We start from the raw sequence: 21,847 nt of genomic DNA on the forward strand, positions 1-21,847 counted from the left end.
ACGACGCGCTGTCTCACGCCGCTGGGTCGGCTCGCCGTTTGCGTTTCTTGCCGACGGCATTTGAAATTTTCTGGTGAAGCGCGTGATCGCGCGCATCTCGCGCATGCTGCTTCAGGAGTTCCGTCAGTCGTTCCAGCTCATGTTCCTCAATTCGTTTTCGGCCGAGCTGGTCAGGATCAGTTCGTCGAGTTTGGCCTGAAGGGCGGCGCTGTCGCGGTTCTGAGAGTTCTGAAGGACGAAGACCATCAGGAATGTAAGGATCGTCGTCGCCGTGTTCACCACCAATTGCCAGGTCTCGGAAAAATCGAAGATCGGACCTGTGGCCGCCCACAGGAGAACGGCACCGACTGCGAATGCGAATGTGCCTGGCTTGCCGGACTGTTTCGAAACGGCATTGGCAAATCGGGAAAAGGCATCGATCTTGCCGGACATCTGAGCACCTGAACGGCTTTCAACTGTTCTTTAACAGGCAAGTCACGAAGAAAGTTTCGTTCAGTGTCACAGCGGCCAGAATAGCAAGACGGGAATGATCTGCGGATGAAGGAACATGAAAAACCGTGGGAGCCGCTGTTGCCCGAAGACATCGCGGTACTCTTCGCGCCCGCACCCTTTCCCTGGTGGATCGCTGGTGGGTATGCGATCGAGCATTTCGTCGGTCGCCCTTTTCGCAGTCACGGCGACATCGATATCCTCGTGCTGCAGAGAGACAGCGCGCACGTTCGTTCCTTTCTTCGGCAATGGGATTGCTGGGCTGCGGATCCGCCGGGGCATTTGCGCCGGTGGAGCGAAACGGAAAGCCTGCCGAAAACGGTAAACGATGTCTGGTTAATGGGGAAAGCTGGCGTTCGCGCCGAAATCCTCTGGTGACCCGGCCGATCAGCGCGATGGCGGCGGGCGGGAATCCACCGTTCCTCGCTGTTGAGGTCCAGTTGTTCTACAAGGCAAAAACGCCCCGACAAAAAGACGAGTTCGATTTCGAGGCCTGCCTACCGCTATTGAGCGCGTTGCAGCGCGACTGGTTGCGGCAATCGTTATGGTACGCTGCACCCCTGGCTCACGGCGCTGTAGCGCTTTCAATTGGTGCATGTTTTTATCCTTAAAGCGGATAGGATTTATGGAAACATGCAGTAGAAACACGTTGACCCACGAGCCGCGTCGACCAAAAGACGCTGGCGCAGCATAAAAGTCAGTATTTCATTGGCGGGTACGCCGGATGGTGTCGAGATGGAAAAGACCATGTTGTTTGATGGGCCAGAGAATGCACCCGTGACCATCTTGCTGGCGCATGGCGCCGGTGCGCCGATGGATTCGGCTTCTATGACTGCTTCCGCCAAAGCGCTGGCTGCCGAAGGCTTTCGTGTGGCGCGGTTCGAATTCGACTACATGGCGGTGCGTCGGTCAGGCGGCCGCAAACCGCCGCCGCGTGCCGAGACGCTCAATCCGGAGTTCAGGGCCGCGGTAGTGGCCCTTGGTGCAGCCGGCCCGTTGCTGATCGGCGGCAAATCGATGGGTGGGCGCGTCGCCAGCATGATTGCCGACGAGCTCTATGCCGAAGGCAAAATCATCGGCCTGCTTTGCCTCGGCTATCCCTTCCACCCGCCAGCAAAGCCCGATCAGTTGCGCACCAAACACCTCGAAGAGTTGAAGACGCCGACGCTGATCTGCCAGGGCACGCGCGATGAATTCGGCACGCGCGACGAGGTCCCCGGATATCCCCTGTCCGGTGCCATAGAAATCCTGTGGCTCGAAGATGGCGACCACGATCTCAAGCCGCGCAAGACGATCTCCGGCTATTCTGCTGCAGATCATCTGAAAACGATGGCGCAGACCGTCGCGCGTTGGGTCGGCGAGCGGTTGCCGTAAACGGCCGCGCCCGTCCGATTACCAAAAATCGAGACGCTGCACCGATCATTCCGCCGCTTGAGCGGTGCTGGACGAAAATGCGAAGACGTCGATTGGATCGTCGAGGCCCTTCACGGGAAAGGCGCCCAAATGCTCCATGTCGCGCGTGCGTCCCGCCAATTCGACGAAGGCGCGTGACAGTAGCACCGGGCGCTTCGCCTGCTTTGTCAGGTTCTCGAGGCGTGAAGCGATATTGACGGCCGGTCCGATCACCGTGAAATCGAGCCGACGGCGTGAGCCGATGTTGCCGTACATCACATCGCCGACGTTAACCCCGATGCCGTAGCCGAGGGCCTCGCGCCCCCTTGCCAGATTTTCCTGGTTCAGGGTAGCGATCGCGACCTCCGCCTCGCCGATTGCCTGCAGCAGGTTTTCGCAGGCCCGCGGATTGCTAAGCGGGAAGATCGCCAGCAGGCCATCGCCCATGAATTTCAGGATCTCGCCACCATGCCGCTCGATCGGCTCGGACATGGCATCGAAATAACCGTTGAGTAACTCGATCACATCATCGCGCGGCCAGAGGTCGGATAGTTTGGTGAAGTCGCGAAGGTCGCAGATCAGGATCGCGGCGTTGACGGTCACGCCGCTCCCCCGTGTCGTCGCACCGGCAAGGATCTGCTCGCTTGCATGCGGCCCGACATAGGTTTCCAGCAACGTTCGCGCCATCCGGTTCTTCAGCCGGATTTCGCTGACAAGGGCCAGAACCGGCAACAGACTGGTGAGAACCTCGAGATGAACAGTCTCGAAGCCGCCCTCGCGATCACTGGCGAAGGTCACCACGTGGCGCTTGCCGAGCGTGTGTTCCAGCGGCAAGGCGACGTAGTCGGTGAAGCCGTCGGCACGGAGTTCTTCATAGAGCGAGTTCGGCACCTCATCGTCGGTTGCCGCCTCGAGATTCTTGCGAACCTGGCTGGCGCCGTTGTTGACGGCATAGAGCGGGCTGTTGAGATACTGCGTCGTGTCTTCGACACCATAATCGAACATGCGGATATCCGCCTCCGTCAGGCCCTTGCGCCAAAGGATGCGGGCGCCGAGCCACTGCGGGTGATGGATCCGGAAATGCAGGGTGGCCCGCGCGAGCGGAACGCCGGCCTGGACCAGTCGTTCGCACAGATCCACGAAAATATTGTCGATGAAGCGTTGGTCACGGGTCTCCATGATCAGCCAGTCGAGAATTCCCTTGCTGTCGATGGGACGGGCGCCGCTGTCGTGCAGCGGTCCGGCCATTGCCTCGGATGAAGTCTGCATCGCAATTCTCCACTCTGTTCTGACGGCCTTGCTGCTCTCGAAGCGGAAGCTCCGGAGAACGCTGACCTCGAAACGCCGAGACATATGTGGACCATCGGCCGACCGTTGATAAGGGCTAAGGCGAAAAGTGATCTGAAAAGTTGCAAAGCCGTTGACGCCTTGTTCGACCGACCGACTTCCGCCCGGTGCTGTTCAGGCGGAGGTGGTCGAAAGCGCCGCGAGGTGATGCCCGTCGACCACCGGCAATTGCAGCCTGATCCGCGCGCCGGACCACGAACCGTAGAGGATATCGATACGACCGCCATGCAGCCGGGCGATTTCGCGGGCCAGATTGAGCCCGAGGCCAGCGCCGCTCGAACGCGGGCGCAGGCGGTAGAAGGGTTCGAAGACGCGGTCTCGCTCGTCCTCGGGAATACCGGGACCCTCGTCATGGATCTCGATCCCGCCGCGGGCGTCGACCAGTACAGTGATCGTTCCGCAATTGGCGCCATGCTCGACGGCGTTGCGCAGGAGATTGGCGACCGCCTGCTCGATTTGCTGAACATGAATGCTGACCGGCACCGGCCGCGTCGCATTCGTCTCGAAGGCCAGTTCGTAGCCGGCCTCGAAGGCGAGCGGCGCGAAGTCGGCGGCCAACGTTTTGGCGAGCGCCACAAGGTCGACGACCTCGCGGGTGCCGCTGCCGTGCTCAAGTACCTGGCGTTCCAGAAGCTGTTGGGCCAGATGCGACAGCCGCTCGATATCTTTCCTCAGCCGCGCACTCTGCGGATCTTCCTGCAGCAATTCGGCGCGGGTGCGAAGGATGGCGATCGGCGTGCGCAATTCATGGGCCGCGTCTGTCAGGAACCGATTGCGTTGGTCGTAACCCTCGTCCAGACGAGAAAGCGCGTTGTTGAAGGCATGCACCATCGGCGCGATTTCCGTCGGCACCTGGGCGGTTTCGAGCTGCACCGCGCGATTGTCGATATCGATCCGCCCGGCCTGATCCGCTGTCGCAACGAGACCGGCAAGCGAGCGGCGCACAACGGCCGGCGTGGTGACCAACGTGGCGACGCCCATCACCAGGATGATCGGCAGCAGCAGGCAAAGGATAAGCAGCGCCAGGACCGGCAGCACGCGAAGCCAGTCCGGATTGCCATTGGCATCCTTTGCCATCTCGGCGTTCACGTTGATCTCGACTTCGAGCCCATCGTTCTCGTCGCGCGACGAGATCGAGGAGGCAAGGATCTGCACTCGGCCGACATCGGTGTCGACATTGGCAAGGGCGGCTTCCGGTCGAAGGTCGCCCTGATCGAACCGCAGCGTCGCGCGGCCGATATTCTTCAACAACTCTCCACCAGCCGCTTCATAGGCGGCCGGAATGCTGCCTTGCTCGACCACATGCCCGTCGGCATCGCGGATGATGAACCAGAGATTGGGGAAGTCTTCCCGGAACGCACGAAGCTCCTCGGTGTCGCGCACAATGAGGCCGCCGCTCTTGTCGTGCGCCACCGCCTCGGACAGGTGCTTGATGGCCGCCTCGTTGTCGATGATCAGCCGAGGCTGGGCGATCGTCAGGATCGCAGCCAGCAGGGCGATGAAGGCGACGAACGTTGCCGCCTGCAGCAGGATCAGGCGGCGCACCAGGACCCATTGAAGCGAGCGAGGTTTTCTCATGCCGTTGCGCGCAGGAGATAGCCGAGGTTGCGGATTGCCCTGATCTCGACGCCGGCAGCGACCTCTTCGAGCTTTCGTCTCAGCCGCGAAAGGTGGGAATCGAGCGCGTTGGAATCGATCTCGTCTTCCATGGCATAGACGGAATCTTCCAGCGTTGCGCGCAGGACCGTGCGGCCCGGGCGGCGCATAAGCGCCTCCAACGCCAGCCTTTCCCGCCGCAGAAGGTCGAGCGGCTTGTCGTCGACGACCGCTTCGCGATGGCGGAAATCGTAGGTCAAGCGGCCAACCATGATCTGGTCGGACTTGAGCGTGACGGGACGGCGACCAAGTGCACGAAGGCGCGCCATCAGTTCCTCGACCGCAAACGGTTTGGCGAGATAGTCGTCGGCACCGCCATCGAGACCTGCGACGCGGTCGTTGATGGCGCCGAGCGCCGTCAACATCATGATGGGTGCTTCGACGCGCAGCGCGCGCAGCTTCGGAATAAGGCTGAGGCCTTCGCCGTCGGGAAGGCGACGGTCGAGCACGATCACGTCATACGACCAGAGCTCGACCACGGCCTCTGCGTCGGCGAGCGTCGAAACATGATCGACGATCACCTGCCGACGCTCGAGCGCGGCCTTCAGGGCCGACGCCATTTCGGGCTCGTCCTCTAGCAGCAGGATGCGCATGCCGATCTCTCCTGAATGCGGTTCCGAAAGCGCCGGAGCCGCGGTATCGAATGCATCATTTCTCAAATCGGGGCGAGTTGAAGCGCTCACTCGCATTCGAGCTTCGGTTGACGGAAGTTCGTCACATACCAGCGGCCGCCCTGCTGTCGGGCGTAGAATGTATAGAAGCACTCCTGCTCCTCGACATAGCCCGGCGTTACGGTCTCTTCATAGCGCTGGCCGCGCCGCGTGTCGCGAATCTCACCGCTCGTCGAGCCGGAAACGACGTTGGTGGAGATCTTGCGCCATTGGTAGGCGCGCTGATCCCATCCGAGGTCAAGAACGGCGGTCGGCGGTCCGTAGTCGATGACGACCGATTCCACCGGCTGGCCGATATAGTTCTTCATCACGGTGGAGGCGCAGCCGGTCAGAATGAGGGCTGCGGTGATAGCGATGGCGGCGAAGGTGCCGCGCGCTTTGCAAAAGGGCATGTTCGATCCCGGGTTCGAATTGTCTACCCCGGAGCTAATCTGCCAAGATTACATAGACATTGCGGTCCTATTCGATAGCTTCCCCGACACTTCGACCGGTGTCAGGCGGCGCGGTCTGCAGAAGCGACGACGTCGTCGCCGATACTGGCATAGACCAGCCCCGGTTGAACGATCCATTCGCCCTTGCGCAGCGACTGTACGTCCGGACCTCCGGCAACGTTGCGCGCGGCGACGCCGACGAACTGGTATCGAAGCCCGCCGCCGTCGGTCGCTATTTCGCGGATTGGCCGTCCGGCGAGGTATCCGACGACCTGCCCTTCGAAACGCACATTCGCCAGAATGAAATACTCGGTGGGCAATCTCCGGCTCTGTTTTGGCGCAAGCCTGAATGCGTTTCTCATCTTCATCGTCTGATACTCGTCATAGGATCTGTCGTTTGCTCCTTGAGGCATCGCTGCTGGCCGTGACGCCGCAAAGGAAAGGGGGCCGGCGTCTCAAGCCACCCGAAAGCGGCGCAAGCATGGCAGTGGCGTTCGAGCGCTGCCTCGGCCGATATTTCATTGGCGCACCGACTGATCACGCGTCGGGGCGCGGCAACACTTAGCCCAAGCGTGCATAGAAAATCGCTTGGGAAGAGGGAGTTTGGGAATAAGGAAACCGTAAAGCGCGGTGCTGCATAACATCCGTGTCAACGGGCCAAGTGGCCTCGTGGCCTTGGCGCGCGACGTTGACGGGACGCCATCAGGGCTGTTTGCGGCGCTGGTGTCGCCGCACATGTCTTTGCGCGACATGATACGGCCGGCATCGCTCAACAGATTCGATCGGACGTGCATTAGGATTGCTGGACGCAGAAGATCGCGAAGTTGAGAATGAACAGCACAAGAAGGCTCGCGAGAAAGCTTCCGAGGGAGACGAGCGCCCTTTCGCCGGCGGCTTTGCCACGGTGCTTTTGGGAGAAGATCGTGATGATCGCAACGCCCAGGGATATGCCGGCGACAACCGGCATGGACATCAGCTGCATCGTGAATCCTGTTTGGCGGTGCGGAACCTATCGGGCGCGCGCGGTGATCTTGAACGGACCGCCGTGGATGGGACCTACGGAATTCATCCGTTCACCGGCCGGCCGGTGGTCCGACCGCGGATACGCAGAGCGCCTTCGAGTGCATCCTTGACCTGCATCGCGCGGCGAAGCCCCGGAGACTGGGTCTCGCCCGCGGCCTCGATCGCGTTCTGTGCGTGGGAGATGGCGATACTGATTTCGGCATCGCTGACCGAACGGTCGAGCGCCAGCGCCTGGGCGGCTGCCTCATTTTCCATTGACATCATGTCACTCCATTCAATCACCCAGCATCGGGTGAGGAGCGTGTACTTAGGTGAAGCTGTGCGCGTCCCCAAGTGCATCGGGCGGCCCGATTCAAGCTATGCTTAATGAACCTTTAACGCGCGCGGTGAACTGCCGAAGATCGGCGGAGTCGGGCCACGCAGCCTCATGGCCGTCACATGCGTTCGCCGGGCAGTTGGCTGGCTTGCCCTACCCAGTCGGTGAACTGCTCTTCATCGAGTTGGTCGTCTTCGCGAATGTCGAGGTAGCGAACCTCCTTGTGCTTCGACTGGCCGGGCGGCATCGGATTGAGAGACGAGCCGCGGAAGAACGCCACCTTGACGTACTTCGTGAAGACATGGATGCCGAGGAACCAGCCCTCACCCTCAATGCCATAGAGCGGAGAGTTCCATTTGACGGCCTTGTAGACGCCGGGGACTGTGCGTTCGATCAGCGCGTCGAGGCGCCGGCCGACATCGCTCTTCCAGCCCGGCATCGCGGTGATATAGGCCTGGACGGGGGCGTCGCCATAGCCCTTGGCGATCTGCGGGTTGCCACCGGACAGCAGGGGCACGTCGCCGGCCTGAGCCGGTGCCGCGGCGCGTGGTTTGTCTGCCTTTGCCGCCGCCGGCTTCTTGGATGTCTTGCTGGCCATCGCGCTTTCTCCTATCCGGCGGTGCGTCGCCCGCTAAGGTAAGGCAGCACGAACATGTGGAGACCGGTGGGCACGAGAATGGCGAGTGGGAACAGGGGTAGGAAATAGACCCATTCGGCGGGCTGCTTGCCTACGCCCAAGGCGATGAAGATGGCGGCGACCACCACTGCGAAGACAAGCGACGTCCAGCGGTGAATTTGACGAATCCAGTTGTTCCAGTTCATTGGCACCTCCTCACAATACCAGCCGCAACGGATCGGGCGATCCGCGTGGCGCGAACTCAAAGAAAGGGTTGGTCTTCAGTCCATCCGGCCCAGGACCGCCTCGAGCGCCGAAAGGAATCTCGGCCATCCGGCCGTTGCACCCTGATAGTACGGCTGCTGATCTGGCCGGAAACCGGACTGCTCCATGCGCAGCCGGGTACCGGCGCCCGTCGGGGTGAGCGTCCAGGTCACGAGGCTCTTCAGATCCTTGGTGTCCCAGCTATAGGATAGCGATTTGTTGGGTTCGACCGCCTGCACCTGACAGTCGACGGCGCCCCAGTCGGCAGTCAGATTGAAGCGGTGCCCACGGTCTGGCTTGAAATTGTTCTTCATCAGCCACTCCTCGATCAGGTGAGGCTGGGTGAGCGCGCGCCAGATCTTCTCCGCCGGATAGGGTACCTCCCGTTCGACGATGACGGTGAGCGTTTCGGTTGATGTTTCGGTCATTGGTCCATCCTTTTGAGCAAGTCTTCGAGGTCGTCGAAGCGGTTGTGCCAGAACCCGGCCATCTGGTTTGCCCAGCCGATCAACGGGTCAAGCGCGCCGTGCTGCGCGCTATAGTGGGTCAGGCGGCCTTCGTGCCGATCTTGCACCAGGCCGGCGCGCTTCAGGATCCCGAGATGTTTGGAAACGGCAGGCTGCGATATCCCGGCGTGCGCCGTAAGTGCCCCGACCGTCTGGTCGCCGTCGCGGCACAGCCGCTCAAAGAGCGCCCGTCGCGTCGGATCGGCAAGGGTTTTGAACAGGATCTCGTGCGGCTGTGGCGTCACAATTCAATAACTCGTTGGCTATGGATTGGATCAATAACCGCCGAGCTATGGGTAGTCAAGCCCGGTTCTGACGTCGTCGACGTTAGGTACAGCGGCAAACCTTGCGGAAGTCCGTGGCGTTGGAACCCTTCGTGCTCGAGGGCCTCAGGGCCTGCCATCCGTAAACTGCACAAGATCCCAAAGGTTGCCGTAGAGATCCTTGAAGACCGCGACGGTCCCGTAGGGTGCATCCTTGGGTTCCCTGACGAATTCGACGCCGCGTGCCACCAGATCGGCGTAGTCGCGCACAAAGTCATCGGTCCGCAGGAAGAGAAAGACGCGGCCACCCGCCTGGTCGCCGATATAGTTTTCCTGGTGGGGACTGGAAGCGCGGGCGAGTAGCAAGGAGGTGCTGCCGTCGCCGACCGGTTTGACGACGACCCAGCGCTTGTCCTGTTCCGGTTGATAGCTGTCCTCGACCAAGGCGAACTTCAGCTTGTTCACATAGAAATCGATCGCTTCGTCATAGTCTCGAACAACAATAGCGATGAGTGCGAGCGCCTGGTTCATTTTACCCTCTGTCCTGTGCTGGAAGTGCGCGGCGTTGCCGGCGTCAGTTTGATCGAGCATCGGCCAGCGTTCTGTGGAACGCCACCATCGGTGATCGGCGCGGCCGGGCATGAGGCAGCAGACGGCGTCTAATCTGTCGGATCTACGATGTTGCAATCTTTGCTGGCGGTACCCAGCTAACACAAGCGACTTTTGAGGTCGCGGGAGTCTTCGCATTGAGTTTGTCACATGAATTTTTCGGGCGTTCGCCCTTCGAATGGGTGCCGGTCGTCACGGGAGAGTCCGGAGATTTCGTCTATCAGCGCAGCGACGGACGAGCCTATGCCAAGGTCGCGACGGCGGCCCGGTCGGCCGAGCTTTCCGGAGAGCGCGATCGGCTCCTGTGGCTGCAGGGCAAAGGCATCCTGACGCCTGAAGTGACTGATTGGCACATTGCCGACGAAGGTGCCTGCCTGATCATTTCTGCAATCGAAGGCATCCCGGCAGTGGATCTTTCGGCTGCCGACCTACTCGAGGCCTGGCCGTCCATGGCCTGGCAACTCGGCTCTCTCCACGCGCTCGATGCCGGCCAATGCCCATTCGACCGCGGTCTGGCGCCCATGTTCGCGCGCGCCGCGGACGTGGTGGCCCGGGATGCCGTGAACGCCGATTTTCTTGCGGTCGATGATCAGGAGACACCCGCCCACGACCTTTTGGCGCGCGTGGAGCGCGAACTTGCGGTTCGCCTCGAGCAGGAAACGGGTGACAGGGTCGTCTGTCACGGTGATCCGTGCATGCCGAACTTCATGATCGACCCTCGAACCCTTCGCTGCAGCGGCATGATCGATCTCGGTCGTCTCGGAACGGCGGACCGCTACGCCGATCTGGCGCTGATGACAGCCAACGCCCGTGAAAGCTGGACGAGTCCGGATCAGGAGCAGCGGGCTTTTGCCATCCTGTTTGATACATTGGGAATTGTAGCACCCGATCGTGCGCGTCTCGATTTCTACCTGCGTCTCGATCCACTGACGTGGGGCTGATGGCGCCACCCGTTGATGGGCCGGTTCCAGCGTGAGCCTGATGGCTTGTTTGCGGCTATGATGTCTTCGTCGCCGTCCACGCGGAAGGTCACGGGCACGACTTGCATCGTGCCCGTGTTGCGCTATGGCGACAACCGTCTTGCCCGTCGGGCTTGGCGGTTGCCTTCCACCTCAGTTGATCAGAACCGTGGGGGCCCACCGAGGTGATCCCCACGCAGCGATCCAGGGGTCGTCGGGCGGTTCGTCGACTTCGGGAAGCCCGATATCGCGGCGCATCCGGTTGGAGAGGCCGGTTGTCTGGTTGACCAGTCGGTGATGCCGCCAGGCTGCCCTGACGAGGCCGGCTGTTGTTCTCCAGATGCCAAATGTACGGCATAGTTCGTCGAGGGCTGCCGGCAGGGTGCCGACAACCGGAAATGATGTTTCACGCATGTGTTCATCCCGATGCTGCGACGCGATCGGGTCCTCTAAAAGTTGATTTGGGCTTGGACGCGAATGGTCTCGCGGTGGGCCGGTAGCGTTAGGTCAGTTGGGAAATGCCGAGCCGTCGAAGGTCAGCGTTTAGGCGCTTCGTGAACCCGATGGGTCGACGCAGGATGCGAGATGCATCCCGAGCACAGCAACGAATCCACCAGAAGTGCGCATATTAAAGAGAGTATATGTCATCTCACGCCTCCTATAGTGTGGGTTGCCGACAATGCAACGTCGCATGAGAGTATTCTCTCCGCAAGTCGCAATTTCGAATTGCAAATATTGATGTGAGATATGTTGCTGAGTTGCAACACCGTTCTGTTGCCCGGGCATCGATAAACCAGCGCACGCTTGCTCTGCCGTTTCTATGAGACAAGGCTGCTGCCGCAAAGACTGTCTCTGTGCTAACGGCCGCTGGCGCCCGTCGCCTGGAGCGGTGATCGCGGAAGCGTTCCGCCGTTCTTCTCGCTGCCTTTGCTTGCCGAATTTCTTAGTGAAACCGGAAGGACGAGGCTTGTCTGGGCGGGTGTGCTTTTCCGGAGCGTGGCACCTGTTGGCCGATTGATGGCGACCGCATTTATCGGCCGGGACCCCAGGGGGATGATCCCTGCATTGGATGGCGACCGTTACCCGCGCCTAGACAGTGGCAGGCCAGGCCGGCTTCGCTGTTCGAGCGATGCCAGCCTGTCCGAGACCATGCATAGGAGTGTGAGCAAAGGCCGCCGATCGCACCGGAAGGGCGGGTCCTACCGGCGGTCGCCTAAGCGCGTCGCGATGTCAAAAATTCAGTCGCTGCGCTCTGCGCCTTGTCTTTCCATGTCGCGCAAAACTGCTGGGCTTTTTTGCGCGACATGCTTCTGAATTACTTCAGCTGGCCGGCAGCCTTTTCGATCGCGGCCGCTGCGCAGGCCTCATCGAGATTGCCACCAGGAGCGCCACCCACGCCGATTGCGCCGATCGTGACGTCACCGGCCTTGATCGGTACACCACCGGCGAGCACGAGAAAGCCTTCGATGTTGACCAGCTCGGCTGCGGCCGGGTTCTTGGCGACGTTCTCTGCCATTTTCGAGGTCGGTGTGCGCGAGGATGCGGACGTGAACGCCTTGGCGCGAGCCGCCTCAACCGTATGCGGTCCGGCGTTGTCGGCGCGCACGAGCGCGCGCAGCACGCCCGCGCGATCGACCACTGCTGCCGTCACGTTGTGCTTGTCGGCGGCGCAGGCCTGGACCGCATTCGTGGCGATCTCGACGGCGAGGTTCGACGGGATATTCTTTTCGGTCAGCAGTTCGGCCTGGGCGGTGCCGCTGACGATGACGAGCGCGGAAGCCGTTGCGAGAAGGGTCTTGATCATGGCGTGGTTCCTGTCCTTTTTCCGGAGGAAGCGTTTCGCTTTTCCGAAACCAGAACTATCCAATCGGCCCCGCCTGCAGAATCCGCGATGGCACCACCTGGCATAGGTAGGACAACCTATGCCGGTCCCTTATCCGCGAGCGTTAGCCGCACGAACTCGGCCACCGAACTGGTGCCAAGCTTCTCGGCTATCTTCGCCCGGTGCGCATCGATGGTTCGTGCCGATATGTTGAGCGCTGCCGCAATCTCCTTGCTTGCCCAACCCAAGGCGACCATATCGAGAACCTCGCGCTCGCGTTCGGTCAGCCGTGCGAGCTGCAGTCGTGCCTCGCGCTTTTCGAGCCGTGCATCGAAGCTGGCGAATGCCTGCTGCAGCGCCTCCACCAACACCTCGCCGTCCACCGGTTTGGTCAGGAAATCCTGGATACCCGCCTTGAACGCCCGTCGACAGGCTGCGACGTCGCCATGGCCGGTGATCATGATCGTCGGCCAATCAATGCCGCGCGCGGCCAGTTTCGCGTGCAGTTGCAGCCCCGAAACCAAGGGCATGCGCAGATCGACGATAAGGCATCCCGGCTTCTCCTCATCGATATGCGTCAGGAAAGTCTGGGGATCGCCAAATGTTTCGACATTGATGCCATAGGTGCTGAGCAGAAAGGCGATCGCTGTCCGTACCGCCTCATCGTCGTCGATCAGATAGACCCGGTATTTGCTCACTGCGGCTCCTGTTCCTGCGCACGTGGCAGCGTAATCGTAAACCACGCCCCGCCATCTGCAGCATTTTCCGCTTCTATTCGGCCGTCGACGCGCTCGATCAGGGTCGAACACAGCGAGAGCCCCAGGCCCATGCCATCGGGCTTGGTCGTAAAAAACGGTTGAAACAGCTTGGGAAAAGCATTTGCGGCGATCCCCGGTCCATTATCACGCACGATGATCTTTACCTCGTCGCAAATGGCTCGTGTCTCGATTTCGACCTGCGCGTCTTTGGTCCCTGCGCCCTCCAGCGCGTCGGCCGCGTTGCGGATCAGATTGTGCAGCACCTGCTCCAGCTCAATCGGGTCGACGTCGGCCGCAAGCGGCTCCTTCGTCAGGTCGAGGCTAAGCTGGATGCCGCGTCGCTGAAGATCGGAGCCGGTGAGGGCCGCGATTTCGGCAACGATACCGTTGATCGCGCTGGTGATAGGCTCCGGTGTACGGTTGGAGGCATAGTCGCGCATCCGCCGCAACATCTCGCCCGCACGCTTCGCCTCGCGGACATTGACTTCAAGTGCCTCCGAGATCAGCCCGATATCGGGCTTGTCCGTGCCGGCCAATCTGAGCGCTGCCTGGCTGCGGCTGAGCATCGCCGTCAGGGGCTGCGTCAGTTCATGCGCTATGCCTGACGCCAGTTCGCCCATGGCGTTGACACGCGAAGCATGAGCAAGCAGCGCCTGCCGCTCCTGCAAGAGCGCTCGGGCTTCGGCCTCTCGCGTCGACTTCTGGGATTTCTGGACGGCGGCGCGCTGGCGCAATGCGAACATCAGCGCGAAAGACGCCAGTCCGGCCATTGCCGCAAAGCCGATCAACGGTCTCAAAGGCAGGAGCGCCTCAGTCGGCATTGGCCGGTCGAGTGACAGCGAGATCCGTTGGCTCTCACTGTCGATCGTCGATTCGAAATGGGCGGGCACGACGAAAGATGTGTTGCCACTGACGGCATCCTCGGCCGGCAGGTCGAGCAACAGCTGCTCGTTGAGCGTAAGCCTGACGTGCGCCCATCGCGGTTGTTCCTCCTGCTCCAGCAGATGGCGCGCGTCGATGGAAATCACCAGCGCGGTGTTCGAAGGCGCCTGTGCCCGCTTGGCCAGCAGATACCGGCCACTACTGCCGACATAGGCCCCGACCTTGCCGCGCTGTTGTCGCGTGATTGCGTCGCGCAACGGGGAAAGATCTTCGCCCCCGCCGGAGGGGACTTCGAGCAACAGTTTAGGTGCGCCGCCACTTTGTGCCGTTGCGGCGCCTTGCTGTCCGACCTTGTCATCGAGCGAAACAAGCGCGAGCCAGGCGATGCGCGGATAGAAGCGCGCAACACTTTCCATCACCTGCCGGGTGGCGTCCAATCGTGTGGGGTCCGTGTCGCCGGTTAATGCGATCAAGCTGGTCATGTGGGCGTCGTGCTGCGCGGCACGCTGGGATATCAAGCGGTGCAGGGTCCGGCCCGTCACCGCCAGTTCATCGGTCAGCCGCTGCCGCGACGCTTCGACGGAATAGAGCGCAAATGCCGAGACCGCAGCGAGCCACAACGCCACGCCGAACAACCAGGACTTCAAGAGGGTGTTGCTCACTCAAACTCAACCAGCGTCAAAGATGACGTGGCTGGTCTGCTGCCGATGTCTTCGGCCTGATCCAACACGCGCAGCGTAAAATGAGCACTCAATTCAAACATGTCTCTGCTTCGCCGGATACCGCATCCCAATCTGATGATTGACCCCAAAACGTTGGGGCCGTGAGACGTCATACCACACGCACGTGATGATGAAACCTGGCGGAACCTGACGCGCGGTGGCACACACCGCTGCAGCCCCACAGCGCCGCGCGTCTTATTAGACGCGCAAAGGTCGCTGTAGCACTTTGAATTGCTGCGCGTGCCATGCAGCAGCCGCATGGCCGGCATGATTTGCTTATAGCCGCTGCGATTTCCATATGAGGTGCAACACCAGAATTCGAACGTGATACCAGCGCCGCGGCTCATCCTGCCGGGCGCGAAGGAGATAACATGGTCGGGATCCCAAAAACGCTTGAAGACATGAGCATGCGCGAACGGTGCTGCATGCTCGAAACGGTCGCCGGTGCGCTCGATGCTGTCGCCGAAGAGGCCGAAGACCTGGGCGACGCCCGTTTTGCCGCCAACTCGAAGTGTGTTGCAGGTACGATCCGCGGATATGCCGACAACCTCGGAACGCAGGATCTCAAATCTGCCGAGCTTCTTCTCGAGCTGGGGATTACGCTCGTGCATCTGTCCTCGACGAGATCAACTGCTGCCGTGGCTGCTGTGATGACCCACACACCGGAAGCCTGCCATTAGAGGATTTCCAGGAAAAGCGCGAAGCGGTTTTCCGTCCGGAAATGGGTAAAACATGGCGTTAGAGCGTTTCGCGGAAACGCTCTGGCCGTCCTGGCAATGCCGTCATTGGCATCGCCGAATTGGCGAAAGACACTGACGGTTTCAACGGTCGCTGCACCGGGCAGATTGGCGCGCAAGTCCCGCAAGGGTATCCGCACGCTCGTTGCCAACGAGCCCGGAATGGCCCTTGCACCACGCGACAGCCAGTTGGGGATTGCGAGACAGCTGAAGATCGATCGCCATCCAAAGCTCGGCATTGGCTATTGTCCGGCTTCTGGCCTTCGCATTCGGGACAATCTTTTTCCAGCCGTTGTTCTTCCAGATCTGGCGCCAGCTGTTGCAGCCATTTACCGCGTAAACGGAATCGGACCAGACGATTGCGCGTTCGCCTGAGGCATTGCCGTTGACCCACAGCGCTGCCTTGAAGAGCGCGGTCAACTCCATTGTGTTGTCGGCGGAAGGTCGGGCGCCGCCAAACTCGGATGCTATTTCCGCGCCATTGCGATAGACGACGAATGCCCATCCGCCTTTGGCAGAGGTCGGTTCATACGAGCCGTCCGTAAAGACGTGAAGGCCCTCGGAAATGGGCAGTATCTCGGCGGTGTGATCGGGAGCACAGAGCTTGGTGAAAATGCCGTTCATCTTGCCATTTAATCCTGTCGCGTACATCTGCCTAACGTTTAACATTCTGAAGTGGGCTCAAGGCAGAAGCCGCCGTACGATCCATACGGGGTTTGTGGAAGCGGATGCCGCTCGAAATAGGCTGGCGACGCCACGACCGCGATTGGGACGCGCTGAAAACGCAAGTTGGGCAGGAGCTGGAACGCCTGTCGTTCCAGCTCCTCACGGCGGTTACTCGGCGAAATGAGTCAGCCAGTGGCGCGGCTTGTTGTCCGCCAGCTGAGCGACCCGGTCGATCTCATTGCTCATCGCCCAGGCCATTGGCTGCTGGTGCAACGGCAACATGATCATTTCGTCCTTGACCATCTGGAGTGCCTTGGTCTGCAATTCGAGCCGCTTCGTTCGATCCATTTCGGTCGATGCCTGGATGATCAGCCTATCAATCTCTGGATAGCTCCAGCCACCCCAGTTGAAGACGCCCGCTTTATCGCTCCTCGTCTCGATCATCTGGAGCAGGATCGAGTAGCTGTCGAGCATCGGCTCGTTCGCCCAGCCGATGAGGTAGACATCAGATAGACCCCCCGTGCGCTTGGGCGCCTGTGCAGCCGTCGGGCCTATGTCGAGCTGTGGCTTGAAACCGGCGCGGCTCAGCATGTTGACGATACTCTGGCAAAGCTCCTCCTCGTTGACATAGGCCTCGTTCGTGCAGACGAGGGTGAAGGGGAGATCGCTGGCGCCGGCTTCGGCGAGCAGCTTTTTTGACAATTCGGGATCGAACGGCACCACCATGTCCAGTGCTTCGGCATACCCGGGAATCTCAGGCGCAATGATCGTCCCCGCGATCCTCGACTTGCCGCGCATGACCCGCTTCTGAATGAGGTCCTTGTCCAGCGCATGGGCGACAGCCTGGCGGACACGCAGGTCGTTGAACTTGTTGTCGACGCCGTTGGCCAGATTCGGTTTGCGGTTGAAACCGACCATGATGGTGCGCAGGTCGGTGCGCTCCATGACCTTCAGGTCCGGCTGCGCGACAAGGCGCGGAATATCCTGTGCAGGCGCATTCTCGGTGAAGTTGATCTCGCCCGACAACAGCGCGGCTACTCGCGTCGCTGCGGAGATTATCGGTGTGAACTCGATGCGATCGATGTTGGACTGCGACTCGTCCCACCACTCGGCGTTCTTGACGAGAACGGTTTTGCTGTCGGGCGCGCGGCTCTCGAGCTCAAACGGACCAGTGCCGTTGGTGTGGTAGGTGGCGTAGCCTTCGATCCTTTTGCCGACATCCGTCGGCTTCAGCGAGTTGTTGTCGGTGAGCCAGGTAGCGTCGAAAATATGGATATTCGTCAGGTCGTTCAGCAGCAGCGGGGAGGGTCCGACCAGTTCGATATCGACAGTGTGGTCGTCGACCTTCTTCGCCGACTTGTAGGCCGGAAGGTTGCCGCGGAGCGGGGACACCGGATCGCTGACCCGAGTAAGAGAGGCGATCACGTCGTCCGCGGTGAAGTCGGCGCCATCATGGAACTTCACGCCCTCGCGCAGATGGAACCGCCAGACCGTATCCGATACGGTCTCCCAGGATATCGCCAGCGCCGGCTCGATCTTCAGTTCGGCGTCAAAGCGGACAAGCCCCTCATAGACGTGATTGAGAAAAGACAGCGTGTAGCTGTCGCCATAAGAATAGGGGTCGAGCGAATAGATGTCGCGCGAGGCGCCCCATTTGAGCGTTTCCGCGTGACCAGCCGCGGAAAGCGCAGCCGACATGACGGCCGCGAGGGTCAGTTTCTTGAGCATTCTGCAGTTCTCCCTGGTTGAGGTCACCTATCCCCTTGACGGGAATCTTTTTCGTAAAAGGCACGGGCGGCTCGCAGCCGATATGTCGGATCGCTGGGTCAGCCAGTGGCGCGGCTTGTTATCGGCGCAGACACGATCTGCTCAATCCTGACGGTCATCGCCCGAGGCCACCGGCTGTCGCTACAGCGGGAACATGATCAGCGCGTGCTTGAACTGAGCGCCACCGTTTCGATCGCCAGACGCTTTGGCGGTCGAGCTCCTTAGCCAGCGAGGTAATCAAGTTGTCAGCGTTGAAATCCGTATCGTTGCCAAACTCGCCACCTTGCGTAGTTTGAAACGCCAAATCTTGTTGTCGATAAGCCGCCAGTCGATAGTCAGCGCAAACACCATCTAAGGCTGTCCCGTGCCAACCCTTCATCGACGTGGTTGAGGAACGTTCGATGCGGAATGGGGATAGAGTGAGAAGATGCACGCCGATCGGCTCAGCGGAGCGTGTTGGGTGTGCGCCACTCGCAAAAAGCCCAGCGTACGCTGTCGCGACGGTCTTTCAAGGACCTTGCATCAACACTGCTCCTCCCTAGCTCGTGCCTGCTAACCGGGACCATCGCACACAGACAGCGTTTGTCAACGTAATTGTCGACAATGCTGAGTACTATTTATAACGTATTTGTTGACAATCAGGGCGGCCGGTCTTGGCATCGGCTTTGCGTCGGAATGGACGCTGGATCTTCCCAACCGCAATTTCGAGCTCAGGAAGGTGAGGGGTATCACGCTGACCGTGGCCCTTCAGCCGAGCGGTGCCCTCCTCGTCGCGGAGGCTTATTCCCCGTAGGACGCTCTGAACTGGTTCGGCGTCAAGGCCGCAAACGCCGCCAACCGGGTCCCCGAGTGCCTCGAACAATTCTCGCCCCATTCCTACGCCGCGGCCGGCAAGGAACTCCACCTCCTTCGTCACCCGGAAGCCCCCGGTCGTCTCTATGCGCACGGCGGCATGCGAGCGACCCCTAAGACCACCCGCTTTTGGCTATGAGGGCAGCGCCGGCATTGTTATGTTGAGGTGGCTTAAGGGGCGGTGGGACAGTCTGTATTACGGTGATCGTTTGTTGCGGAGCGCTCGGAGCTCGGCAAGAAAGGAGGCATAACTGCCGTCTGGCGCAGGGACGAGACTGAGCCTTGGACGTCCTGGTCCCAGGTTTGCGAATGGTTGTTTCGGCGGCGGCCTTCTTGCCTGGTCGAACCGCGGAGGGATAGCCGAAGATTGCAAGATGTAGCCTTCGAAGACGCTGCCGAAGCCCGGCCTGTAGCAGCCGATGGCCAGCGTTCCGTGTTAGCTTTGGCGGAGGGGCGTGGTCGATTCACGAAGAATAAGCTCGACCGGCCAGAGTTCGTGGATCTCGGATGCGGATCTGCCGGCGAGCAGTTGCAGCACGAGATCGGCGGTGCGCGCGCCGGCGGCGCGCATGGACGAACGAGTGGCGGAGAGCGAGGGGACCATGGTCTCGGGTGTCAGATAGGGAAAGACGTCGTCATGGGCGATCACGGAGATATCGCGTCCGATTTCGAGCCCGATGGAGCGCGCTGCCCGGTATACTCCAAGTGCCGTCATCATTGAGCCGGCGACGAACGCCGTCGGGCGGGGGGTCTGCTCGAGGAAGGAACGTGCGAAGCGGAAGCCAAGCTCGTCGGTAAAGTTGCCGTGGGCGACGAGACGCGGGTCAAACGGGATGCCTCGCTGTTGCAATGCATCTCTGTATCCCTTGTCGCGATGAAGCGAGAACGTTCGGCCCTCGCGCCCATTGATCATCGCGATGCGTCTGTGCCCGAGATCGAGCAGATGTGATGTTGCACGGTGAATGGCGCCCTCATTGTCGATATCGAGCCAGGCATGGGGCACGTCGGTTTCGGAACGGCCATGGACCAGGAAGGGCATGCCGAGCCTGTGCAGCAAGGTGATGCGTTCATCATTCGGTTCCGGCGAATGCACAATCACGGCGTCCACCCGGCCGCTTACGGCCAGCCGGCTGTAGAGTTGGATCTCGCCCTTGGTGGCTTTCTCGTCCATTGGGCTGACGAGGATGTCGATGTCCTGGGTTCCCAATCTCTCCGCCATGCCACTCATGAACTCGGAGAAGTGGAATTCGCCGGACCGCCCCATGACGACGCCGATGGCGCCGGCGCGCCCGGTGACGAGCCGCACAGCATTGATGTTCGGACGATAGCCGAGGCGGGCGGCTTCCTCGGCCACCCTTGTTCGCGTTTTCTCGCTGACCTCGGGATAGCCGCTCAGAGCACGGCTGACTGTCGTCGGCGAGAGGCCCAGTTGTTGCGCGAACTCCCTTAGCTTCATGCGATACTCGTATCCTCAGCCCTCATTATCCTGCAGGAATATACGCCTTCACCGCCGGTAACAATCCAATTGTCGGCGCGTTCCCACATGCATCTCCTCGCGAGCAAATAACCAAAGCGTTTTAAATTTTGACCGAACATGCGTAAATCCATATTTGCCGCTTGTCTCCATCATAAACGATCATGCACTCGGCAATATATTGAATCATAATAATAAAATTCTGAGTACCCATGTATTTGCAGGGGGTTTCTCGAAAGGGTTGACAGATTTTTCTGCTTCTGGCAGCTTTTTCCAACCAAACCGCTTTCGAATTACTGAGGAGTTTTCGAGCGGCATAGGGGAACCAGGAGGAGTCAACCGACATGAGAGCCATTCTCAGCGCCTTGAGTTTTTGCACGGCCATCGCCGCAGCCGATGCCGCCTTAGCCGCCGAGCTTTCGCTGGCGGCCAACACGACCGGGAAGAACGTCAATTTCATCCGCGAGCAACTCGACGTCTTCGAGAAGCAAACCGGCCACAAGGTGAGCCTGGTCACCATGCCGCCGTCGAGCAGCGAGCAGTTCAGCCAGTACCGTCTGTGGCTTGCCGCCGGAAACAAGGACGTCGACGTCTACCAGACCGACGTCGTCTGGGCGCCGCAGCTCGCCGACCAGTTCGTCGACTTGACGGAAGCGACCAAGGATGTCGTCGGTCAGCACTTCCCGTCGATCATTGCCTCGCAGACCGTCAACGGCCGCCTGGTGGCCCTGCCGGCCTTTACCGATGCGCCGGCGCTCTACTATCGCAAGGACCTCTTGGAAAAATACGGCAAGGCGCCGCCGAAGACCTGGGACGAACTGGCGGCGACCGCCAAAGAAATCCAGGAGAAGGAACGCACCGCCGGCCAGCCAGACCTCTGGGGCTACGTCTTCCAGGGCAACGCCTATGAAGGATTGACCTGCAATGCGCTCGAATGGGTCAAATCTTCAGGTGGCGGCCAGATCGTCGAGCCGGACGGCACAATCTCGATCAACAACGAGAAGGCGGCGGCAGCCATCGACCGCATCAAGGGATGGATCGGCACGATTTCGCCGCAAGGCGCGCTTGCCTATCAGGAAGAGGAATCGCGCGGTGTCTGGCAGACCGGCAACGCCGTTTTCATGCGCAACTGGCCCTATGCCTACGCGCTCGGCAATGGTGACGACAGCGCGGTGAAGGGCAAGTTCGCCGTCACGCCGCTGCCGACGGCGACTGATGGCGATCAACCGTCCTCCACGCTCGGTGGCTGGAACCTTGCCGTCTCTAAATATTCTGATTATCAGGAAGCGGCGATTACGCTCGTCAAGTTCCTCGCATCGCCTGAGGTGCAGAAGCAGCGGGCCATCCAGCTCTCCAACCTTCCGACCGTTGCTGCTCTTTACGACGATGCGGAGATTGCCAAGGCACAGCCGTTCATGCCGGCCTGGAAGCCGATCTTCGAAAGTGCCGTGCCGCGGCCGTCGGCGGTCACCAAGGTCAAATACAACGAGGTTTCCGCCAAGTTCTGGAATGCCGTTCACAACACGCTGTCCGGCAACGGCACGGCGGCAGAAAACCTGGAACTGCTCGAAGTCGAACTCACGGAGATGAAGGGCGACAGCTGGTAATCCTCCCGGGGGCGAGGG

At 60.6% G+C, this 21,847-nt stretch carries 24 protein-coding genes and 1 pseudogene; 5 read left to right on the plus strand and 20 right to left on the minus strand.

Going from position 1 to position 21,847, the window contains the following annotated elements; all coding sequences use genetic code 11:
* Positions 1–13 precede the first annotated feature (13 nt).
* Positions 14–432: pseudogene (locus tag J3R84_RS20305) on the minus strand (low affinity iron permease family protein).
* A 105-nt stretch (positions 433–537) separates the two neighbouring features.
* Between J3R84_RS20305 and J3R84_RS20310 the strand changes: the two are divergent.
* Both J3R84_RS20310 and J3R84_RS20315 read left to right on the plus strand, forming a co-directional pair.
* Entirely contained in the window at positions 538–867 is a 330-nt protein-coding gene (locus J3R84_RS20310; protein ID WP_203529788.1) for a nucleotidyltransferase domain-containing protein, read from the plus strand.
* Positions 868–1,224: 357 nt separating this feature from the next.
* Positions 1,225–1,863: an alpha/beta hydrolase family protein gene (locus J3R84_RS20315; RefSeq protein ID WP_113569722.1), complete on the plus strand. Its 639-nt coding sequence runs from the start codon at positions 1,225–1,227 to the stop codon at positions 1,861–1,863.
* Positions 1,864–1,908: 45 nt separating this feature from the next.
* Here J3R84_RS20315 and J3R84_RS20320 read toward each other — a convergent pair whose 3' ends face one another.
* From J3R84_RS20320 to J3R84_RS20375, 12 genes are all read right to left on the minus strand, one after another.
* On the minus strand, positions 1,909–3,150 hold the full coding sequence (locus tag J3R84_RS20320; RefSeq protein ID WP_113569720.1) for an adenylate/guanylate cyclase domain-containing protein: 1,242 nt from the start codon (positions 3,148–3,150) through the stop codon (positions 1,909–1,911).
* Between the two features lie 192 nt (positions 3,151–3,342).
* The gene (locus J3R84_RS20325) at positions 3,343–4,806 is read right to left on the minus strand and encodes a sensor histidine kinase (protein ID WP_113569718.1); all 1,464 of its coding nucleotides are present in this window, start codon (positions 4,804–4,806) and stop codon (positions 3,343–3,345) included.
* Positions 4,803–5,477: a response regulator gene (locus tag J3R84_RS20330; protein WP_057212644.1), complete on the minus strand. Its 675-nt coding sequence runs from the start codon at positions 5,475–5,477 to the stop codon at positions 4,803–4,805. Before J3R84_RS20330 ends, J3R84_RS20325 begins: the two co-directional genes overlap by 4 nt.
* Before the next feature lie 86 nt (positions 5,478–5,563).
* Positions 5,564–5,947 carry a hypothetical protein gene (locus tag J3R84_RS20335; RefSeq protein ID WP_025429624.1) on the minus strand — a complete coding sequence of 128 codons (384 nt, stop codon included), beginning with the start codon at positions 5,945–5,947 and terminating at the stop codon, positions 5,564–5,566.
* Positions 5,948–6,048: 101 nt separating this feature from the next.
* Positions 6,049–6,354 carry a hypothetical protein gene (locus tag J3R84_RS20340; protein WP_225906526.1) on the minus strand — a complete coding sequence of 102 codons (306 nt, stop codon included), beginning with the start codon at positions 6,352–6,354 and terminating at the stop codon, positions 6,049–6,051.
* 425 nt (positions 6,355–6,779) lie between these two features.
* A complete protein-coding gene (locus tag J3R84_RS20345; RefSeq protein WP_057212641.1) occupies positions 6,780–6,968 on the minus strand; it encodes a hypothetical protein in 189 nt (62 codons plus the stop codon).
* 83 nt (positions 6,969–7,051) lie between these two features.
* Positions 7,052–7,270, minus strand: coding sequence for a hypothetical protein (locus J3R84_RS20350; protein WP_128090555.1), 219 nt, complete (start codon positions 7,268–7,270; stop codon positions 7,052–7,054).
* A 173-nt stretch (positions 7,271–7,443) separates the two neighbouring features.
* Positions 7,444–7,923 carry a DUF1801 domain-containing protein gene (locus tag J3R84_RS20355; protein ID WP_025429620.1) on the minus strand — a complete coding sequence of 160 codons (480 nt, stop codon included), beginning with the start codon at positions 7,921–7,923 and terminating at the stop codon, positions 7,444–7,446.
* Positions 7,924–7,934: 11 nt separating this feature from the next.
* On the minus strand, positions 7,935–8,147 hold the full coding sequence (locus tag J3R84_RS20360; protein ID WP_203529787.1) for a hypothetical protein: 213 nt from the start codon (positions 8,145–8,147) through the stop codon (positions 7,935–7,937).
* A 75-nt stretch (positions 8,148–8,222) separates the two neighbouring features.
* Positions 8,223–8,633 carry an SRPBCC family protein gene (locus tag J3R84_RS20365; protein ID WP_025429618.1) on the minus strand — a complete coding sequence of 137 codons (411 nt, stop codon included), beginning with the start codon at positions 8,631–8,633 and terminating at the stop codon, positions 8,223–8,225.
* Entirely contained in the window at positions 8,630–8,956 is a 327-nt protein-coding gene (locus tag J3R84_RS20370; RefSeq protein WP_025429617.1) for an ArsR/SmtB family transcription factor, read from the minus strand. The genes J3R84_RS20365 and J3R84_RS20370 overlap by 4 nt, the downstream gene beginning before the upstream one ends.
* Before the next feature lie 144 nt (positions 8,957–9,100).
* A complete protein-coding gene (locus tag J3R84_RS20375; protein ID WP_203529786.1) occupies positions 9,101–9,505 on the minus strand; it encodes a VOC family protein in 405 nt (134 codons plus the stop codon).
* A 215-nt stretch (positions 9,506–9,720) separates the two neighbouring features.
* On the opposite strand from J3R84_RS20375, the gene J3R84_RS20380 reads away from it, so the two are divergent.
* On the plus strand, positions 9,721–10,524 hold the full coding sequence (locus J3R84_RS20380; protein ID WP_113569710.1) for an APH(3'') family aminoglycoside O-phosphotransferase: 804 nt from the start codon (positions 9,721–9,723) through the stop codon (positions 10,522–10,524).
* Between the two features lie 171 nt (positions 10,525–10,695).
* Here the strand turns inward: J3R84_RS20380 and J3R84_RS20385 are convergent, their stop codons facing one another.
* From J3R84_RS20385 to J3R84_RS20400, 4 genes are all read right to left on the minus strand, one after another.
* On the minus strand, positions 10,696–10,956 hold the full coding sequence (locus J3R84_RS20385) for a DUF1127 domain-containing protein (RefSeq protein ID WP_225906525.1): 261 nt from the start codon (positions 10,954–10,956) through the stop codon (positions 10,696–10,698).
* Positions 10,957–11,857: 901 nt separating this feature from the next.
* Complete coding sequence (locus J3R84_RS20390; RefSeq protein ID WP_025429613.1) at positions 11,858–12,346, minus strand: GlcG/HbpS family heme-binding protein; 489 nt, start codon at positions 12,344–12,346, stop codon at positions 11,858–11,860.
* Positions 12,347–12,462: 116 nt separating this feature from the next.
* The gene (locus J3R84_RS20395; RefSeq protein WP_025429612.1) at positions 12,463–13,062 is read right to left on the minus strand and encodes a response regulator transcription factor; all 600 of its coding nucleotides are present in this window, start codon (positions 13,060–13,062) and stop codon (positions 12,463–12,465) included.
* Positions 13,059–14,666: a sensor histidine kinase gene (locus J3R84_RS20400; RefSeq protein ID WP_203529785.1), complete on the minus strand. Its 1,608-nt coding sequence runs from the start codon at positions 14,664–14,666 to the stop codon at positions 13,059–13,061. Before J3R84_RS20400 ends, J3R84_RS20395 begins: the two co-directional genes overlap by 4 nt.
* 431 nt (positions 14,667–15,097) lie before the next feature.
* Here J3R84_RS20400 and J3R84_RS20405 point away from each other — a divergent pair, with 431 nt between their 5' ends.
* Positions 15,098–15,406: a hypothetical protein gene (locus tag J3R84_RS20405; protein ID WP_025429610.1), complete on the plus strand. Its 309-nt coding sequence runs from the start codon at positions 15,098–15,100 to the stop codon at positions 15,404–15,406.
* 141 nt (positions 15,407–15,547) lie between these two features.
* Here the strand turns inward: J3R84_RS20405 and J3R84_RS20410 are convergent, their stop codons facing one another.
* The 3 genes from J3R84_RS20410 to J3R84_RS20425 all read right to left on the minus strand — a co-directional run bounded on the left by J3R84_RS20410 (position 15,548) and on the right by J3R84_RS20425 (position 20,204).
* A complete protein-coding gene (locus J3R84_RS20410) occupies positions 15,548–16,087 on the minus strand; it encodes a ribonuclease H family protein (protein WP_203529784.1) in 540 nt (179 codons plus the stop codon).
* Positions 16,088–16,297: 210 nt separating this feature from the next.
* Positions 16,298–17,857 carry an ABC transporter substrate-binding protein gene (locus J3R84_RS20415; protein ID WP_203529783.1) on the minus strand — a complete coding sequence of 520 codons (1,560 nt, stop codon included), beginning with the start codon at positions 17,855–17,857 and terminating at the stop codon, positions 16,298–16,300.
* A gap of 1,327 nt (positions 17,858–19,184) precedes the next feature.
* Positions 19,185–20,204, minus strand: a complete 1,020-nt coding sequence (locus J3R84_RS20425; protein ID WP_203529782.1) for a substrate-binding domain-containing protein — start codon at positions 20,202–20,204, stop codon at positions 19,185–19,187.
* A 362-nt stretch (positions 20,205–20,566) separates the two neighbouring features.
* Between J3R84_RS20425 and J3R84_RS20430 the strand changes: the two genes are divergently transcribed.
* Positions 20,567–21,829, plus strand: coding sequence for an ABC transporter substrate-binding protein (locus tag J3R84_RS20430; RefSeq protein ID WP_203529781.1), 1,263 nt, complete (start codon positions 20,567–20,569; stop codon positions 21,827–21,829).
* Positions 21,830–21,847: the final 18 nt, after the last annotated feature.

It is taken from the genome of Ensifer canadensis, from assembly GCF_017488845.2.
Taxonomy (GTDB): Bacteria; Pseudomonadota; Alphaproteobacteria; order Rhizobiales; family Rhizobiaceae; genus Ensifer; species Ensifer canadensis.

Bases quoted from the DNA above. Each gene is read 5' to 3' on its own strand.
- J3R84_RS20310 (WP_203529788.1), top strand. From the start codon at position 538: ATGAAGGAACATGAAAAACCGTGGGAGCCGCTGTTGCCCGAAGACATC.
- J3R84_RS20315 (WP_113569722.1), top strand. From the start codon at position 1,225: ATGGAAAAGACCATGTTGTTTGATGGGCCAGAGAATGCACCCGTGACC.
- J3R84_RS20320 (WP_113569720.1), bottom strand. From the start codon at position 3,150: ATGCAGACTTCATCCGAGGCAATGGCCGGACCGCTGCACGACAGCGGC.
- J3R84_RS20325 (WP_113569718.1), bottom strand. From the start codon at position 4,806: ATGAGAAAACCTCGCTCGCTTCAATGGGTCCTGGTGCGCCGCCTGATC.
- J3R84_RS20330 (WP_057212644.1), bottom strand. From the start codon at position 5,477: ATGCGCATCCTGCTGCTAGAGGACGAGCCCGAAATGGCGTCGGCCCTG.
- J3R84_RS20335 (WP_025429624.1), bottom strand. From the start codon at position 5,947: ATGCCCTTTTGCAAAGCGCGCGGCACCTTCGCCGCCATCGCTATCACC.
- J3R84_RS20340 (WP_225906526.1), bottom strand. From the start codon at position 6,354: ATGAAGATGAGAAACGCATTCAGGCTTGCGCCAAAACAGAGCCGGAGA.
- J3R84_RS20345 (WP_057212641.1), bottom strand. From the start codon at position 6,968: ATGCAGCTGATGTCCATGCCGGTTGTCGCCGGCATATCCCTGGGCGTT.
- J3R84_RS20350 (WP_128090555.1), bottom strand. From the start codon at position 7,270: ATGTCAATGGAAAATGAGGCAGCCGCCCAGGCGCTGGCGCTCGACCGT.
- J3R84_RS20355 (WP_025429620.1), bottom strand. From the start codon at position 7,923: ATGGCCAGCAAGACATCCAAGAAGCCGGCGGCGGCAAAGGCAGACAAA.
- J3R84_RS20360 (WP_203529787.1), bottom strand. From the start codon at position 8,147: ATGAACTGGAACAACTGGATTCGTCAAATTCACCGCTGGACGTCGCTT.
- J3R84_RS20365 (WP_025429618.1), bottom strand. From the start codon at position 8,633: ATGACCGAAACATCAACCGAAACGCTCACCGTCATCGTCGAACGGGAG.
- J3R84_RS20375 (WP_203529786.1), bottom strand. From the start codon at position 9,505: ATGAACCAGGCGCTCGCACTCATCGCTATTGTTGTTCGAGACTATGAC.
- J3R84_RS20385 (WP_225906525.1), bottom strand. From the start codon at position 10,956: ATGCGTGAAACATCATTTCCGGTTGTCGGCACCCTGCCGGCAGCCCTC.
- J3R84_RS20390 (WP_025429613.1), bottom strand. From the start codon at position 12,346: ATGATCAAGACCCTTCTCGCAACGGCTTCCGCGCTCGTCATCGTCAGC.
- J3R84_RS20405 (WP_025429610.1), top strand. From the start codon at position 15,098: ATGGTCGGGATCCCAAAAACGCTTGAAGACATGAGCATGCGCGAACGG.
- J3R84_RS20410 (WP_203529784.1), bottom strand. From the start codon at position 16,087: ATGAACGGCATTTTCACCAAGCTCTGTGCTCCCGATCACACCGCCGAG.
- J3R84_RS20415 (WP_203529783.1), bottom strand. From the start codon at position 17,857: ATGCTCAAGAAACTGACCCTCGCGGCCGTCATGTCGGCTGCGCTTTCC.
- J3R84_RS20425 (WP_203529782.1), bottom strand. From the start codon at position 20,204: ATGAAGCTAAGGGAGTTCGCGCAACAACTGGGCCTCTCGCCGACGACA.
- J3R84_RS20430 (WP_203529781.1), top strand. From the start codon at position 20,567: ATGAGAGCCATTCTCAGCGCCTTGAGTTTTTGCACGGCCATCGCCGCA.